At 41.9% G+C, this 13,776-nt stretch carries 20 protein-coding genes; all 20 read left to right on the top strand.

The window, feature by feature from the left end; all coding sequences use genetic code 11:
• Nucleotides 1-89: 89 nt before the first annotated feature.
• The 20 genes from MHB85_RS19365 (at nt 90) to MHB85_RS19270 (ending at nt 13,735) form a co-directional block, all read left to right on the top strand.
• Nucleotides 90-830 (top strand): DNA-methyltransferase, encoded by a 741-nt coding sequence (locus MHB85_RS19365; RefSeq protein WP_341073503.1) that lies wholly within the window; start codon nt 90-92, stop codon nt 828-830.
• Between the two features lie 31 nt (nt 831-861).
• On the top strand, nt 862-1,032 hold the full coding sequence (locus MHB85_RS19360) for a hypothetical protein (RefSeq protein WP_341073502.1): 171 nt from the start codon (nt 862-864) through the stop codon (nt 1,030-1,032).
• Between the two features lie 185 nt (nt 1,033-1,217).
• On the top strand, nt 1,218-1,595 hold the full coding sequence (locus MHB85_RS19355) for a hypothetical protein (RefSeq protein ID WP_341073501.1): 378 nt from the start codon (nt 1,218-1,220) through the stop codon (nt 1,593-1,595).
• Nucleotides 1,592-2,068, top strand: a complete 477-nt coding sequence (locus MHB85_RS19350) for a hypothetical protein (protein ID WP_341073500.1) — start codon at nt 1,592-1,594, stop codon at nt 2,066-2,068. The genes MHB85_RS19355 and MHB85_RS19350 overlap by 4 nt, the downstream gene beginning before the upstream one ends.
• Before the next feature lie 402 nt (nt 2,069-2,470).
• Nucleotides 2,471-2,806, top strand: coding sequence for a hypothetical protein (locus MHB85_RS19345; protein ID WP_341073499.1), 336 nt, complete (start codon nt 2,471-2,473; stop codon nt 2,804-2,806).
• Between the two features lie 112 nt (nt 2,807-2,918).
• On the top strand, nt 2,919-3,665 hold the full coding sequence (locus tag MHB85_RS19340; protein ID WP_341073498.1) for a hypothetical protein: 747 nt from the start codon (nt 2,919-2,921) through the stop codon (nt 3,663-3,665).
• 121 nt (nt 3,666-3,786) lie between these two features.
• Entirely contained in the window at nt 3,787-4,239 is a 453-nt protein-coding gene (locus tag MHB85_RS19335) for a hypothetical protein (RefSeq protein WP_341073497.1), read from the top strand.
• Nucleotides 4,236-4,478 (top strand): hypothetical protein, encoded by a 243-nt coding sequence (locus MHB85_RS19330; protein ID WP_341073496.1) that lies wholly within the window; start codon nt 4,236-4,238, stop codon nt 4,476-4,478. The genes MHB85_RS19335 and MHB85_RS19330 overlap by 4 nt, the downstream gene beginning before the upstream one ends.
• Nucleotides 4,465-4,845 (top strand): YopX family protein, encoded by a 381-nt coding sequence (locus tag MHB85_RS19325; protein ID WP_341073494.1) that lies wholly within the window; start codon nt 4,465-4,467, stop codon nt 4,843-4,845. The genes MHB85_RS19330 and MHB85_RS19325 overlap by 14 nt, the downstream gene beginning before the upstream one ends.
• Nucleotides 4,842-5,081, top strand: coding sequence for a hypothetical protein (locus MHB85_RS19320; protein WP_341073493.1), 240 nt, complete (start codon nt 4,842-4,844; stop codon nt 5,079-5,081). The genes MHB85_RS19325 and MHB85_RS19320 overlap by 4 nt, the downstream gene beginning before the upstream one ends.
• Entirely contained in the window at nt 5,078-5,308 is a 231-nt protein-coding gene (locus tag MHB85_RS19315; protein ID WP_341073491.1) for a hypothetical protein, read from the top strand. The genes MHB85_RS19320 and MHB85_RS19315 overlap by 4 nt, the downstream gene beginning before the upstream one ends.
• The gene (locus MHB85_RS19310; protein ID WP_341073489.1) at nt 5,305-5,934 is read left to right on the top strand and encodes a hypothetical protein; all 630 of its coding nucleotides are present in this window, start codon (nt 5,305-5,307) and stop codon (nt 5,932-5,934) included. Before MHB85_RS19315 ends, MHB85_RS19310 begins: the two co-directional genes overlap by 4 nt.
• Before the next feature lie 168 nt (nt 5,935-6,102).
• Nucleotides 6,103-6,921: a DNA-binding protein gene (locus MHB85_RS19305; protein WP_341073488.1), complete on the top strand. Its 819-nt coding sequence runs from the start codon at nt 6,103-6,105 to the stop codon at nt 6,919-6,921.
• 289 nt (nt 6,922-7,210) lie between these two features.
• Entirely contained in the window at nt 7,211-7,771 is a 561-nt protein-coding gene (locus MHB85_RS19300) for a tyrosine-type recombinase/integrase (RefSeq protein WP_210108836.1), read from the top strand.
• A gap of 262 nt (nt 7,772-8,033) precedes the next feature.
• The gene (terS, locus tag MHB85_RS19295; RefSeq protein ID WP_341073487.1) at nt 8,034-8,762 is read left to right on the top strand and encodes a phage terminase small subunit; all 729 of its coding nucleotides are present in this window, start codon (nt 8,034-8,036) and stop codon (nt 8,760-8,762) included.
• Nucleotides 8,752-10,209, top strand: a complete 1,458-nt coding sequence (locus MHB85_RS19290; RefSeq protein ID WP_341074252.1) for a DEAD/DEAH box helicase family protein — start codon at nt 8,752-8,754, stop codon at nt 10,207-10,209. The genes terS and MHB85_RS19290 overlap by 11 nt, the downstream gene beginning before the upstream one ends.
• A gap of 153 nt (nt 10,210-10,362) precedes the next feature.
• A complete protein-coding gene (locus MHB85_RS19285; protein WP_341073486.1) occupies nt 10,363-11,049 on the top strand; it encodes a hypothetical protein in 687 nt (228 codons plus the stop codon).
• A gap of 468 nt (nt 11,050-11,517) precedes the next feature.
• A complete protein-coding gene (locus MHB85_RS19280) occupies nt 11,518-12,426 on the top strand; it encodes a DUF5677 domain-containing protein (RefSeq protein WP_341073484.1) in 909 nt (302 codons plus the stop codon).
• Nucleotides 12,427-12,508: 82 nt separating this feature from the next.
• Complete coding sequence (locus MHB85_RS19275; protein ID WP_341073482.1) at nt 12,509-13,252, top strand: restriction endonuclease; 744 nt, start codon at nt 12,509-12,511, stop codon at nt 13,250-13,252.
• Nucleotides 13,253-13,561: 309 nt separating this feature from the next.
• Nucleotides 13,562-13,735 (top strand): hypothetical protein, encoded by a 174-nt coding sequence (locus tag MHB85_RS19270; RefSeq protein WP_341073481.1) that lies wholly within the window; start codon nt 13,562-13,564, stop codon nt 13,733-13,735.
• Nucleotides 13,736-13,776 lie beyond the last annotated feature (41 nt).

Below are 13,776 nucleotides of genomic sequence, written 5' to 3'. Positions count from 1 at the left end.
CGAATTTATATCGTTATTTGGAGTTGTGTTTCTCTGCATAACAGAGGAAGGGAATACCCTCCCTTCCCACCACACAAAGGAGCGGAGACATGATTAATCAGATCATCAACGCAGACTGCTTCGATGTCTTCCCGGACGTTCCGGACGGCAGCATAGACATGATCTTCTGTGATCTGCCATACGGGACCACACAAAGCCCGTGGGATTCAGTTCTGCCGTTCGACAAACTATGGCCTGAATACGAACGGATGATCAAAGACAACGGAGCAATCGTCCTATTCGCCAAGGCACCATTTGATAAGGCGTTGGCAGCCAGCAACATGCGGTTGTTCCGGTATGAGTGGATCTGGGAGAAGAACAAAGCAACCGGACATCTAAACAAAGGCTTGATGCCTCTGCAGGCTCATGAGAACATCCTTGTATTTTACAAACGGCCACCTGTCTACTACCCGCAGATGTCACAGGGTCACAAGCCGATGAATGCGGCAACGAACAATCACAAATCATCGGTATACGGCGATGGAACGCCCTGGTCAAACGAAGCAGGATCAACCGAACGTTACCCGCGCAGCGTGCTTTACTACCCGGTGGTTAACAACGATGACCCGGAGCGCATACACCCGAACCAGAAGCCCGTGGAGCTATGCGAATACCTGATTAAGACTTATACCGCTCCCGGCGAAACGGTGCTAGATAACTGTGGTGGGAGCTGTACTACAGCAGTAGCTTCAGCAAGAACGGGCCGGAATTACATCGTGATCGAGAAGGACCCGAAACATGCCGCAGACGGAAAACGCCGGATTGAGAATATGCAACTCACACTATTTTGAGGGTTTAGGCCCACCAAAGGAGAGATAACAAATGGACCAGGCGGATAAAGAGAATGTTGAAGAAATTCAAGAATTACTGGTTGCCTGCCTTGAAGAAGAGGGTTACCAGATACCTTTCTTCAAATTTAGAAGCGAAAATCTTTCAGGCTTTCGTATCGTGTTGCGCTCTGGTAAAGAAATTGAGCTATTAATGCACTTTTGAGGCCACGGCCTCTAACCAAGGAGGGATATACATGGACAACAACTTTCTTTATTCGCACGAATCCAAGTGTATGCAATGCTCACGCACGGTTATTGTCCACGGTAAACAGTCATATGTCGTGTGTGACAAATGTCTAAATAAGCGAGCTCGCAAAAACGGGAGACGATGAGGGAGGAAGAACAATCATGAAGTTTAACCTTGTTCTGATAGATAACAGATTGATCATCGATATGAACGTGAATGATTTATTGGAGTTTAAAGCTGACGGATATACGGGACTACCCGAAAAGTTTGACCTGGATGTAATGGGGGAAGCGGAAGTAATCGGCATTGTGGAGCTTTCGGATGAACAGGTTGCCAAGATCAAGGCAGAATATAAGAACGGCGGAGAATGCGCGTGGTGCGGCGAGATAGCGTTTGAATTGAGCACCCCACACATCTATGACTTTGTTCGTGATAAACGGATATGCAGAAACTGCTGGAATCATGATCGGGAAGTTTACAAGGGTTCGTATGGCGATGATATTGGGGAATTCAAACCGATTGGGGGAAAGCAGTCATGAGTGAACGTGTATACAAACTTTTGAACGGCAGTGAATTGCTGGTGAGCGAGGAAGTAATGGGAGTGCGTCAAACGCCTGATGGAATGCCTATTACGGTTGATGGTGACTACGTCATTGATGATGTTTTGGCATTGGTTGATGTGGGAAATGAGGCTGCTCGGGAACTGGAATATGCCAAGAAACAGGCAAGCATTTGGAATTATGAAGCTGTGCGGCTCCGCAAGGAACTTGAAGGGGCGCGGAAAGCAACACTGATAGAAGTACGGGATAAATTACACGGCAAGATATTGCTCCTAACCGTTGAGATGGATTATGCGGAACCAGATGAATGGAAGCTATTGAACATCAAGTATGAAGCTTGGGCTGAAGAGTGGAAGTATCTCACAGGGTTGATCGGTGATGGTCAGGAAGGAGAGGGGAACAGTGAACAAAATAAAAACGGCCCCTCGAAAGGGACCGTCAGCGATTCCTAAAGGAACCACTGTGCGACCACCACCAAAAGAACGGTAACGTTCTTGATGAAGGCCGAGGAGATTTTAAGGTGGATCTCCATAGCCACCCTCCTTTAGGTTCGGCAGGAGTTCGACAAATCGTCGAGCCGACCAGATACGTATGGCAAGACGAGTATATCACGCAATTAATTGATTTAACAATATAAACCATATCGGGTTGAGGCTAAGGCATCTCCCTACTAAGGAGGATATAACATGATTTGGATAACATTTAGGTGTGATTGCGGATGTCCGTTTGCGATACCGAAAGTGGATGTACCAGACGAACCATCTTGCCCTAATTGCGGGACGGAATATGGCGTTGATGCTACAGGAGAATGCATAAATGACCCGGAAATCGAACCTTTGAGGGGTGATATATAGATGACACAAACATTGACCCGGAAGCAAGTGTTAAAAGCAACTGGCACAGTATTGGATGTGATGATCGCTGTTCACATATTTAAAGAACCTGTGGCCCCTCTTTATCTGCCGATGATCATGAGGGATAAAAGATATTATTTCATACCTGAGTATTCAACAGATATATCAGCAGCATACATGATAGGCGATCGATTCAATCAGTTAGATGACAGCCAATTAAAGCATCGGTTTATGAGAGAACTAATTGACTTGGATCGCAGTGGAGGATTTGGGCGGGTACACGCCAGCCCATCTGACCGTTGCAAAGCCGCGTTATTGGCTTTTCTGGACTTATAACACATTATCCGGCCTTCGCTTACGCTAAGTATATTCAGTCGATCCGATGGCGGCTGTGCCGCAGTAGAAACAAACTGTACAACAAAAAATTCAATTAAAGGGAGCGAAATATATGTCATTGGAAAACGGAATTAAAGACGTAATCAACACGAAATTAAAGGATGGAACAGTTGAAAAGCTAATTGGAGAGCAACTTGAAAAAGGTGTGGTAAACGCCCTCGATAACTTATTCAGATCCTATGGGGATGTCACGAAAATTATTGAGGAAAAAGTTAAATCAGTAATGATCCCCTATTTGGAAGGTTACGATTACAGCAGGTACATCACCAAACTTGATTCCGTTTTAGTGGATGTATTGCAAAGTTCAGCGTTAGAAAATAAAAAACTGTTAGAAAATTTCAAAGAACTAATGATTCCTGAACAAGACAAAACAATCAAAGCAACAGAATTGTTCGAACGTTGGAAGGAATATGTAGAGGGAAATGTTGAAACAGACGGGCTTGAAGTTTGTTACGAAGACGGGCCACCTACTTACGAATATGTAAGTGTAAGTTTTGAAGTTGATTATAACGAAGAACGGTCTTGGAGCGATATGAGAAATGCAGTATTAGTTTTTGAATGTGAACACGATTCAGAAATGAATTATCAAATCAGAATTCACAATTGGAAAAAGTTCGATAAAGAAGAATGGACAATTGACTATAAATCTGTTCACGACATAAATTCCCTAAGACATTTGGACGAGTTCGCAATATTTTTGATGAAGATAAGTCAAAATGGAACGAAACTCATCCTTGATTCTGATGGAGATAGTGATGAAATTGAGCCAGAAGAAAAACCTGAAGCATCGTTCAGTTAATGCGCGTTGCGAACCAATGGTGCATAAGGCCGAAGGGCTCCGAGGCGACCGAAATACTTAACGATAGTGGAGGCCGTATCAGGTGTTGGTCGGTCTCCCCGAATAGGAGGGTATACAAACCATGAGCAAAATAATCGACTTCTACAAAACTAGCAATATGGCAATTGAAATCCTTGAAATGTACTGTGATATCTGTGAGAGCCCATTCCATGAACTGGATGGACGCGAACTTGATTGTTGCCCTAAGTGTGAGCATCCATTTGTTTCATACACTCCAGGACAAAATGATTCAGACCGTGACACTTATCTCCTGATTGTAGACGCGGTAACAGGTGTTCCAGCCGTTGTGAGACGGGACGGGAAGCCTATGTTGGATAAGGGGTACGAGGTTAAACCAGGCGACATTGTGAACGTGGTCGATGAAATACAGTTCCCATTTTTGAAGAAAGTTAAGGTTGATCACATCGAATGGCACCGGGGCGGCTGGTACGCGAAATTACGATTTGCAGACGAATTATACACGATTCCGCTTGAAAGAGTTGTGTTGGCTCCCAAGGAAGGAGCGGAACAATGAAACAGATTAAGGTGAGATGCACAGATCCCTTCCAAGCGTTCAGCGGAACAAACTTGTTGTACGAGGTAAAAGAGGGTGATGAACTGACAGCGGATTTGTATGAGGAAACAGAAGAATACTTTGCGACAGATAGTCAAGGTAGAGAAGTATATGTGGGTTGCTTAGATATGGACGGGAATTTAGTGTTGTCGGAATTTGAGTTGGTTGAGGAAGGAGCGGATAAGCATGACGCTGTATGAATTCGGAGCAAGAGCATGGGATACCGAAACCAAAGAGATGTCATACGAATTCTTAGATCGGAACTGGTTGAAGGTATGCATATGGTCACCGTACATGGTGTTAATGCTCTATTCCGGAATAAAGGACAGCAAAGGTAAGGATTACTACGATGGCGATATCGTTAAAGTAAGCAAGTTGAATTTTGAGAGCAGCGGCCCGTTGCCTGAAAATCTGGTAGTGAGGTTATACGGAGGCATGTTCCAGTTATTCAGAGGCAAAGAACCTTTAATGGGCTTACATTTGGGATATATAGAAGACGGAGAAGTGATCGGAAATATCTACGAAAACCCTGAACTTTTGGGTGGGGAAGGAGCGGATACAGAATGAGACAGTTCGGATTAACCTACGACGATGCCGTTGCAATACAATCCTGCCTGGTGATTGGTCTTGAGGCCCAGAAGATTAGATATGATGAACACTGTCATGAAATGACGTTTCCTGATCGGATGACGGCGCAATTGGACTCTTCACGAACCATGAAAAAGATTGCACACCTCAATAAATTCACCGGGGCTCATAGCAGACGGAGCCTGAAAAAGTTAGGAAAGTTGGTGGTGGAATGAACAATCGTGTAGCTGGTTTGATAAATGAGTGGGAAGGCGTAGCTCCAGAGGATTTGATTGAAGCTATAAACGAACGTGATCAAACAATGAAAGAGCTGACTGAAATTAATGCTAAGATTGCTTCGGACCGGGACCAGGTCAAGAGGGAACTTGAGTGGTTCGAAAATCGGTGCTTGGAATTGATGAGAGAAAAATGTAAACGGGAGATCGGGGAGGGAATGGCATGAGCACAGAAGAGATTATTGTCACACCTAAGCAAGAAGACATTAATGATACCAATAAGATTATCCAGTTAAACTTTTTTTCGGATGTGGATGAAGAAGATATTCGTAAAACCAAATGGCTTCTCGGAAAATATGTGGACATGATCGACATCATTCAAAATTATGAATATGCACTTAAACAGATCGAGAATGGAATGTCGGCGTATGAGTTACTGTCCGCAGAGGGATCGGTTGCGAAACGTGAATCAGGCCATGAACTGACTGCTGACGTCACAGCAAACGCAGTTATCATGAAGGACAAGCGGCACGCCAATTACGAGCTGTACGTATTCATATCTAATAACATCAAATTCGCCATAAATAACATTAAAGATCCCCATGAGGGTGTAGTAGCGAGATTGTTGTTTCTGGAAGGGAAGAAGTACCTGAAAGCTCAAGGATACATGGAAAAAGGATATCGCAAGGATGTTCCCGGCATCGCCGCAACAACATTCGCAGATAAACGGCGTAGGGCAATAGCTGGTATTGCTAACAGCCTGAAATTTAATCGTACGTTGGATTTTGTAACGATCGATTACGGACGAGGACGGAACGAAGAAGGTGAAATAGGTTTAATAAACCCAAATTGAACTGAGAGAAAAGCCCTGCCAGCATTGATGTTGACGGGGCTTTCCCTTGAGTTCAGAACTGAGGTTTATATTGAAAATTGTAGTGTATCATTGTATAATACATATAATACTACATACAACAATACATACTACAAATATTACAAAACATTGATGTTAAGGAGAATTCTTATGGCGATTGATAAAGAACAAATATTCTTGGTTGCAGATGAACTAGATGCAGAGGGAATTAAACCTACACTCGCTAATGTTCGTAAGCGTCTTGGAAGCGGTAGCTACACCACGATTAGCGAGTTAATGAACGAATGGCACAAAGAACGTAGAGATTCAGAATCCCCAGTTAACAAGGAACCAGTTCCTGCAAAAATTAGTGATAAGTTAGAAGAATTCGGAGTAGAGTTGTGGAATATGGCAGTAGAAATTGCCTCTGCTCGCCTTCAGTCAGAGAAAGAAGAAATGTTATCTATTCAAAGTGCTTTGGAGTTTAAACAAAAGGAAACTGCGGATATAGCGGATCAGATGGCTGCTGAAATTGAAATACTGCGTCAAGATAAAGCCGAGTTAGAATCTGTTTTAAAAGTTTCAAAAGAGAATGAGTCAACCCTGCAAATATCGCTACAAGATGAGATTATGAAAACAACAGGATTAGCTAATCGTTTGAACTCTAGTGACGAATTGACGAGTTACTTACAAACAAGTAGTGACAAGCTTCAGTTGGTTTTGAATGAGAGCACAGAAGAAAATAGGAAATTACTCTCCGAATTAACACGGCAGCAAGTCATAAATGAGAAATCAGAGTCAGAATTAAGCCAGCTAAAAAATAATAATGAAGAGTTAACGAAACAATTATTGGTCGCTAATATTGAGAACGGAAAATTGATGGGAACGATGGAAGCATTGCAAGCCCAAGTAGCAGAAAAAAACGAAAAAATACAATCTCTTGAAAAGCCTAAACGTGGCAGAAACTCTAATGCTGAACCAAAAGAATAAGCTAACTTAACTGTCTAAAAACAACAGTAAATTAGCATTAAAAGCATGTTATCTTAAATCCATACAATAACGTAAATAAGAAGGTCGCTCATGTGAGCGGCCTTTTTGTAGGAGGGAAGAGTATGGATAGTCATTTTTACAGCAGAAATGAACCGGCTATCCCGAGGGTTTCGGACAAGCAACCAGAGAAATGTCGGGGCTGTTGTTTGGGAACCTGGACAGGGGTTGTTCAGATGTGTATTATGCCGCGCTGCTGGAAGTCGAATCATGTTCAAGAGAAGGTGACTAAATGAGAAAGGTACAGCCGATCCGTGATGAACGGGTTATAGATGGGATGAAGGAATACTTCTATATACGAAGCATGCGGAATTACTTATTTTTTTGTATGGGCATATACAGCGGACTTCGAGTATCTGACTTGCTCGAACTCAAGGCGTGGCAAACTAAAGGGACCCATATCAGTATGGTTGAGCAAAAAAATAAGCATGCGAAGACTTTTATTATCCATCCGAGTATAAGAGAGGATCTGGACGAATTCACTGCTGACATGCGACCAACTGATTATCTGTTTGCTAGTCGTCAGATTAAAACGATCAGCCGTATGCGAAATAAACCGATCGATCGGACAACAGCCTATCGTTTTTTACACGAAGCAGCTCAGGAATTCAGGTTAAAGGATATCGGAGTCCATTCATTGCGGAAGACATGGGCATATAGGCTCTACATGGACAATCCTGAGAATCTAGCGTTACTAATGGATATGTTTGGACACAGCGATCCAAGGGAGACTTTGGACTATATCGGGCTGACTCAGGACATGATGGACAAGGCAATCTTGAATTTAAGGTGAATTTAGTGCAACACAATACGGTTTATATTGCACTCATTTATCAATTAGCAAGACATTAGATGAAGAAACATGTTTTTTTATGCCTGAAATGAGTGCAACAGAATTACCTTTATGTTTCAGTCAACTTACATTATTTAGTGGATATGAGTAAAGAACACTAGCCTGCGATTCAGACGGAGGCTTATTTTGATTCGTAACGTTTGACTATTACTGACCTTAAATAGGAATTCCAACTCAATTACATGAAAGTGGTGATAATTTTGTGAGCAGGAAACAGAATCCGAATCGGAAGAAAGCGTTCAAAATCTGGAAAGATAGCAGCGGTGTGATGAAGCCAAAAGAGATTGCAGAAAAGCTGGGCATCACGCCTGAATCAGTTCGAAAATGGAAGTCACTTGATCAATGGGAAGGGAAGATGGCTAACGCTAAACCCGGTGCTCCTCGTGGCAATCAGAATGCTAAAGGTAACAGAGGGGGTAAAGGAGGTCCACTCGGCAATCAGAAAGCTGTCACTCATGGTCTATTCCGTAAATTTGAGCCACAAGACGCTGAATACCTTGAACTCATTGATATAGTGCAGCAAATGGAACCGATAGATATGATCTGGCATAACATCACCCAGGGATTCCGTAAAATCATTTGGGCGCAGCGTATCTTCTTCATCAAAGACAAAGAGGACATGACCAAAGAGTTGAAAAGGGAGAAACCAGGTGAGTATGGAGATGAATACGAATGGGAAATTCAATTCGCTTGGGATAAATATGCTAGTTTCATCAAGGCAGAAGCTACGGTCATGCGGGAGATCAGGGGAGCTATCAAACAATTCCTTGATATCGCACCACAGGAAGATGAGCGCAGATTGAAACTGGATCAGATGCAGGCCAAAGTTGATAAAACCCGCCTTGAGATCGAGAAACTGAAGAACGGTGATGGAGATACAGAGGATGATCTGATCGAGGATTGGGTAAAGGCGGTGGAGTCTGGTGAGTAAAGAGTCTCCGCAAACAAAACGCCGCTTTGCTGCATTCAAAAAGAGAATTCCTGAGTACCGGAAGAACCCGGTTCTTTTTTGTGTGGAACTGCTGAAATTCACTCCTGATGAGTGGCAAGCAGAAGTAATGATGGACATAGCTGGAGGTCCACGAGTTTCGGTGCGATCTGGACAGGGTGTGGGGAAGACTGGTCTTGAGGCAGCGGTGGCATTATGGTTCCTATCGTGCTTCCCGTTTCCGAAGGTTATCTGTACAGCACCTACTCGTCAGCAACTGCATGATGTCTTATGGGCTGAGATTAGCAAATGGCAAGAGAAAAGTCCTTTGCTCAAACGGATACTCAAATGGACGAAGACTAAGATTTACATGCGAAATTATGAGGAACGCTGGTTTGCTACAGCCCGTACAGCTACCAAGCCGGAGAACATGCAGGGTTTCCATGAAGACTACATGTTATTCATTGTGGATGAGGCTTCAGGGGTTGAGGATCGGATCATGGAAGCGATCCTAGGTACACTTTCGGGTGAGTTCAATAAGCTGCTCATGTGTGGAAACCCTACTCGGACCAGCGGTGTATTCTATGATTCTCATAACAGGGACCGAGCAGATTACAATACACATAAAGTATCTTGCTTAAACAGTCCTCGGACAAGCAAAGAGAATATAGCCATGCTTGAACGGAAGTATGGAAAAGGTTCGGATGTATGGCGTGTCCGGGTTGAAGGGGAATTCCCTCGTGGAGAATCAGAAACCTTCATTGCTCTTGAAGTGGCCGAATTTGCTGCCAAAGATGTAGCCTTGGAACCATCTGGCGATATCCTAACCATAGGCTGTGACGTTGCTCGCTTTGGAGATGATGAGACATCTATGTATGCTGGTATTGGCCCTGTAACAGTGGGGCAGCATCATCATTTCAAGAAAGATACAATGATTACTGCTGGCTGGGTGCTGAACTTGATAAGAGAATTGCTTCCACAGTTCCCAGAAGTCGTTCATACGAGAATCAGGATAGATGATACTGGTGTAGGTGGTGGTGTGACGGATCGATTGAACGAAGTTATAGCAGAAGAAGGGCTTCCGTATGAAGTCATTCCAATCAACAATGGATCATCGTCTTTGGATGAACATTATGGAAACCTGGGCGCTGAAATGTGGGCGTATATCAAGGGGCTTCTGGAACAAAATATGAGCAATTATATGAACAACGATTCTGCGGTCTTACAATTACCCGATGATGATGTACTCACTTCCCAATTGACTGCCAGAAAATGGTCAATGACCAGTAAGGGGAAGATACTGCTTGAGAGTAAGAAGGACATGAAAAAGCGCGGATTAAAGTCGCCTGACAGAGCAGACGCATATGTACTCACTTTCGGAGAATATTTGCTGGGAACACCTCAGTCTATGATGCTTCCCGCAATAGGAGGTGTGACAATAAAAAGATAACATTAACAGCAATGGAGTGGATTGAGATATACGCTCAAGGATATTCGTGCAAAGAAACGATCAGTGAGAGCAGGGGCGAAACTATTTCGCCCTATTTTATTTAGTGATCAGTCATTTTCATGTAATAGTTAAAAGGGTAGATGGTATAATAACTTGAAGATTACACAATTTTTATTAGAAAGAGGATTAGCGGTGCATAAAATTATTTTATTTTTAATTGTTATAGTGCTTGTTTGTTCAGCTTGTACAATGTTTAATGCATACGAAGGGTACATGAGAAAAGCCAAAGATTCTATGAAGGAAGGTGAATACGAAGAAACACTGGAGTACATACAAAACGCTTTGATAGAAGAGCCTAATAGTAAAGATGCAGCAGCCTTAAAAACAATGGCGAAAGAGGCACTTCTGAGGGAAAATAATAAGGCAGAGACAAAGAGATTTAATGAAGTTACAGTACCAATATACGAGAGACTTGTTACTATAACAGAAGGTATAAATGAGGATGCTTCAAACATATCCGTTTCCGAAGCTAAATCATTACTTCCCGAGCTGGAACAAATAAAAAAAGAGTTATCAGGGATGTCTAAAGAATGGAGTCAATCGGATGTTTACTCAAACACATTTCAATATCTTAATGGTGCATCTGAAGATTTGAAGTTATGTCTCACTGCAATAATTGAGGATATTTCGGAACCAATTGAATTAAACGGAGACCATAGTAGATCAAATATTGTCACTCAAACTTTAAGGAGCAATGATTCGAAAATAAGAGCCCGCTTGTCATTTTATGACTATACCAGCAAAATGGAAAGTTTCAATGCTGGCATACCAACTAAATGAGGTCCTTAATTATTTGACCCAAATATGAACCTTACTTGACCTCATTTTGAGACTATGTTGAACCCCCCCATATGACCATTTTCCGTGATACATTAGGAGCATAGAAAAAGGCGAGAATGAAACGCACGGCTGCACAATGCGGCACATGACCGGGGCGTTCCTCGGATGGATGAAGCACTTGAAATTGTAATGAACAGACTTTCAAGTTCGCAACGTGAAGTTATTCAGTGTAGTTACCTGGATAATGAGGGGAGTTCGATTAAATTAGTTGTGGGGAAGTGGGACTAAATGATAGTACATTCAGAAGGGTAAAGAATGAGGCAATTAGTATCTTTGCAGGTGAAATGAAAGTAGAAGTATCTTTTGAAAATAATCAGGAGTATTTGACTGAGGCCAGGTAACTGGCCTATTTCTTTTGTAATCGCTAAACTAAGGATAGTAAACATATATTTCTTGAGGGGGTTCTTTATGAAAGAATTGATACCGCTTAAAGACGGATGGCGCGAAAAATTAGATGAACTTGGCGAAAATAAGTTTGCTGATATTAGGCAAAGTAAAAATCTTTTATTTGTATTAGCGCTCTATGAACTCCTTATGGAAGAAGTAAATACTAAAAAGAAGTCTAAAAAAGATGAATTACAATTGATAAGTAATATATTCCTCACCCACATAAATCAATTGGGCAATAGTGTGTTTCAATTAATTACTACAGGTAACGGTTCCTCAAGTATAATTCTTTCAAGGGCAGTATTAGAAAGTTTAATAGACTTTTCTTATTTGTGGTTGTGTAAAGATATAACGGGCCAACCTCCTTTGGAAAGAAGAGCATGGGTTGATTACTCTGCCGTTCGTAAATACGGCATACACAATAAGTGGAAGGATTTCATTGCACATCGTCAGAAAAAAGGTGACAGTGCAGAGTTTGAAGTTTTAGAACATTGGGATAGTCAGCAACTAAAGGAAAGAGTAGAGAAGTACGATGAGAACTATCCCAATTTTGTTAGGACCAATAATAATAAAAAGAAACGCTCATGGGCACTCGACGATTCTTTGGATAAGAGGGCAAGGAGAGTAGATGACACCGGGAAGATTAAAGAATTATTGAACATGGATTTTTCATTAGAAGAACAATATATAGTAGCGTATAAGAAGAGCAGTGAGTTTGTACACGGCACAAGTTCAATAATTAGTGGATATTTAGGTGAGTCTAGACAATTAAAGTTTGGCCCAAACGGTCTCAATACAGTTTTCCCATTCCTTATGACTAACAATTATCTTATTGTGTTTGCTACTATATATAATAAAATTAATAGGTTGAAAGTAGATATAGTAGGTCAGCTTAGTTTTTGGGGATACGAAAATAAAACGACTGATTAATGATTGATATTTGGTAGGAAGTTGGAGGTTCGTTGGACTTTAGACGTGATACATTTGTATTGTTTGTGGAAATCGGGCGAGAATGAAACGCACAGCTGCACATGCGGCATATGACTGGGGCGTTCCTCTTCTTGCTTTTTCTATTCATTGCAGGAAATTAGTCCCAAGTGTCGAAATGTGTTTAGGACAATATACATGCTTGGGGGAAGATATAATGGCAAGAAGAAGAAGTAAGTCGAAGCAAGAAGAAGAGTTATTCCAAGGGTTAGCTGGTATGGCAATGCTGGGAGGTATTTTAGGAGCGTATTCTTTAACAAAATCTTGGCAAGTATCACTCGTCGTTGGATTTCTTGGGGTTGTTGGTATTATTGTTTTGATGATTATCATCCAACAGAAGCGTGCCGAAAGACTTAAGAGGTCAGGAATCGCCGAAATCGATAAAATGGATGGAGTACAGTTTGAGCATTATCTTGGACATCTGTTTCGTTTCCAAGGGTTTAAGGCAGAGGTTACGAAAGCTGCAGGTGATTATGGTGCCGACCTGGTTATATCTAAAGATGGAAAACGAATCGTTGTGCAAGCTAAAAGATATAAGAAAAATGTTGGATTGAAAGCTGTACAAGAAGTTCAAGGAGCCAAGGCACACTACCGAGCAAATGGAGCATGGGTTGTTACAAATAGCAATTATACAGAACAGGCATATCAGCTTGCTAAATCAAATGGAGTAAGGTTGATCGCTCGGGATGAATTGGTTGAGATGTTGCTTGCTATGAAAGAGAAATTATCATCTTCAAAGAAAACGGCGAATGTAAAGACGAGTGCCTAAGAAAAATAACGAGGAAATGTGATCGGATCATCTTCAACCGTATCCGAGGGTACTATAAGAACAAAAAACTTTATTATACATATCACAGCCAAAGTCGTTCCTTCGGGATCGGCTTTTTTCATTGGAGGAATTGAAGTGATCAGCAGAAGACGGGAGAAGATACGCATTCGCCCCTACAAGCAGCCTGAGAAATGCAAAGGAAGTGTATGGGGCAGATGGGATGGAGTAAAGCAGTTTTGTAGTAGACCTATCTGTTCGAAAGAGGTAAAATATCCCTGTAGTTAATAGTAAATAAGGGAGGGGAACAGCATGAGTAAAGCATATCATGAAATTGCATCTGATATTGTGCAAGCAGTAGTTAAAGCTAGAGGAGAAGCGCTCAACACAAATCCAGACTCAGGCGCTTACGCAGAGACGTTTTTGAGTGATGAAGCTGTAGTAAATACTTATAAAGCAATCTTCAATGCAGTAACAGGTAAATAACAGATAAGCATCCTTCGGGGTGCTTTTTATTTAGAGGAAAA

Origin of the sequence: Paenibacillus sp. FSL K6-4396 (assembly GCF_038002525.1) — a bacterium.
GTDB lineage: Bacteria > Bacillota > Bacilli > Paenibacillales > Paenibacillaceae > Paenibacillus > Paenibacillus amylolyticus_B.
Note: the sequence above shows the minus strand (reverse complement) of the source record. Positions and strands in the feature narration are given on the sequence as shown.

Coding starts and splice junctions, on each gene's coding strand:
- MHB85_RS19365 (WP_341073503.1), top strand. CDS start 90: ATGATTAATCAGATCATCAACGCAGACTGCTTCGATGTCTTCCCGGAC.
- MHB85_RS19360 (WP_341073502.1), top strand. CDS start 862: ATGGACCAGGCGGATAAAGAGAATGTTGAAGAAATTCAAGAATTACTG.
- MHB85_RS19355 (WP_341073501.1), top strand. CDS start 1,218: ATGAAGTTTAACCTTGTTCTGATAGATAACAGATTGATCATCGATATG.
- MHB85_RS19350 (WP_341073500.1), top strand. CDS start 1,592: ATGAGTGAACGTGTATACAAACTTTTGAACGGCAGTGAATTGCTGGTG.
- MHB85_RS19345 (WP_341073499.1), top strand. CDS start 2,471: ATGACACAAACATTGACCCGGAAGCAAGTGTTAAAAGCAACTGGCACA.
- MHB85_RS19340 (WP_341073498.1), top strand. CDS start 2,919: ATGTCATTGGAAAACGGAATTAAAGACGTAATCAACACGAAATTAAAG.
- MHB85_RS19335 (WP_341073497.1), top strand. CDS start 3,787: ATGAGCAAAATAATCGACTTCTACAAAACTAGCAATATGGCAATTGAA.
- MHB85_RS19330 (WP_341073496.1), top strand. CDS start 4,236: ATGAAACAGATTAAGGTGAGATGCACAGATCCCTTCCAAGCGTTCAGC.
- MHB85_RS19325 (WP_341073494.1), top strand. CDS start 4,465: ATGACGCTGTATGAATTCGGAGCAAGAGCATGGGATACCGAAACCAAA.
- MHB85_RS19320 (WP_341073493.1), top strand. CDS start 4,842: ATGAGACAGTTCGGATTAACCTACGACGATGCCGTTGCAATACAATCC.
- MHB85_RS19315 (WP_341073491.1), top strand. CDS start 5,078: ATGAACAATCGTGTAGCTGGTTTGATAAATGAGTGGGAAGGCGTAGCT.
- MHB85_RS19310 (WP_341073489.1), top strand. CDS start 5,305: ATGAGCACAGAAGAGATTATTGTCACACCTAAGCAAGAAGACATTAAT.
- MHB85_RS19305 (WP_341073488.1), top strand. CDS start 6,103: ATGGCGATTGATAAAGAACAAATATTCTTGGTTGCAGATGAACTAGAT.
- MHB85_RS19300 (WP_210108836.1), top strand. CDS start 7,211: ATGAGAAAGGTACAGCCGATCCGTGATGAACGGGTTATAGATGGGATG.
- MHB85_RS19280 (WP_341073484.1), top strand. CDS start 11,518: ATGAAAGAATTGATACCGCTTAAAGACGGATGGCGCGAAAAATTAGAT.
- MHB85_RS19275 (WP_341073482.1), top strand. CDS start 12,509: ATGAAACGCACAGCTGCACATGCGGCATATGACTGGGGCGTTCCTCTT.
- MHB85_RS19270 (WP_341073481.1), top strand. CDS start 13,562: ATGAGTAAAGCATATCATGAAATTGCATCTGATATTGTGCAAGCAGTA.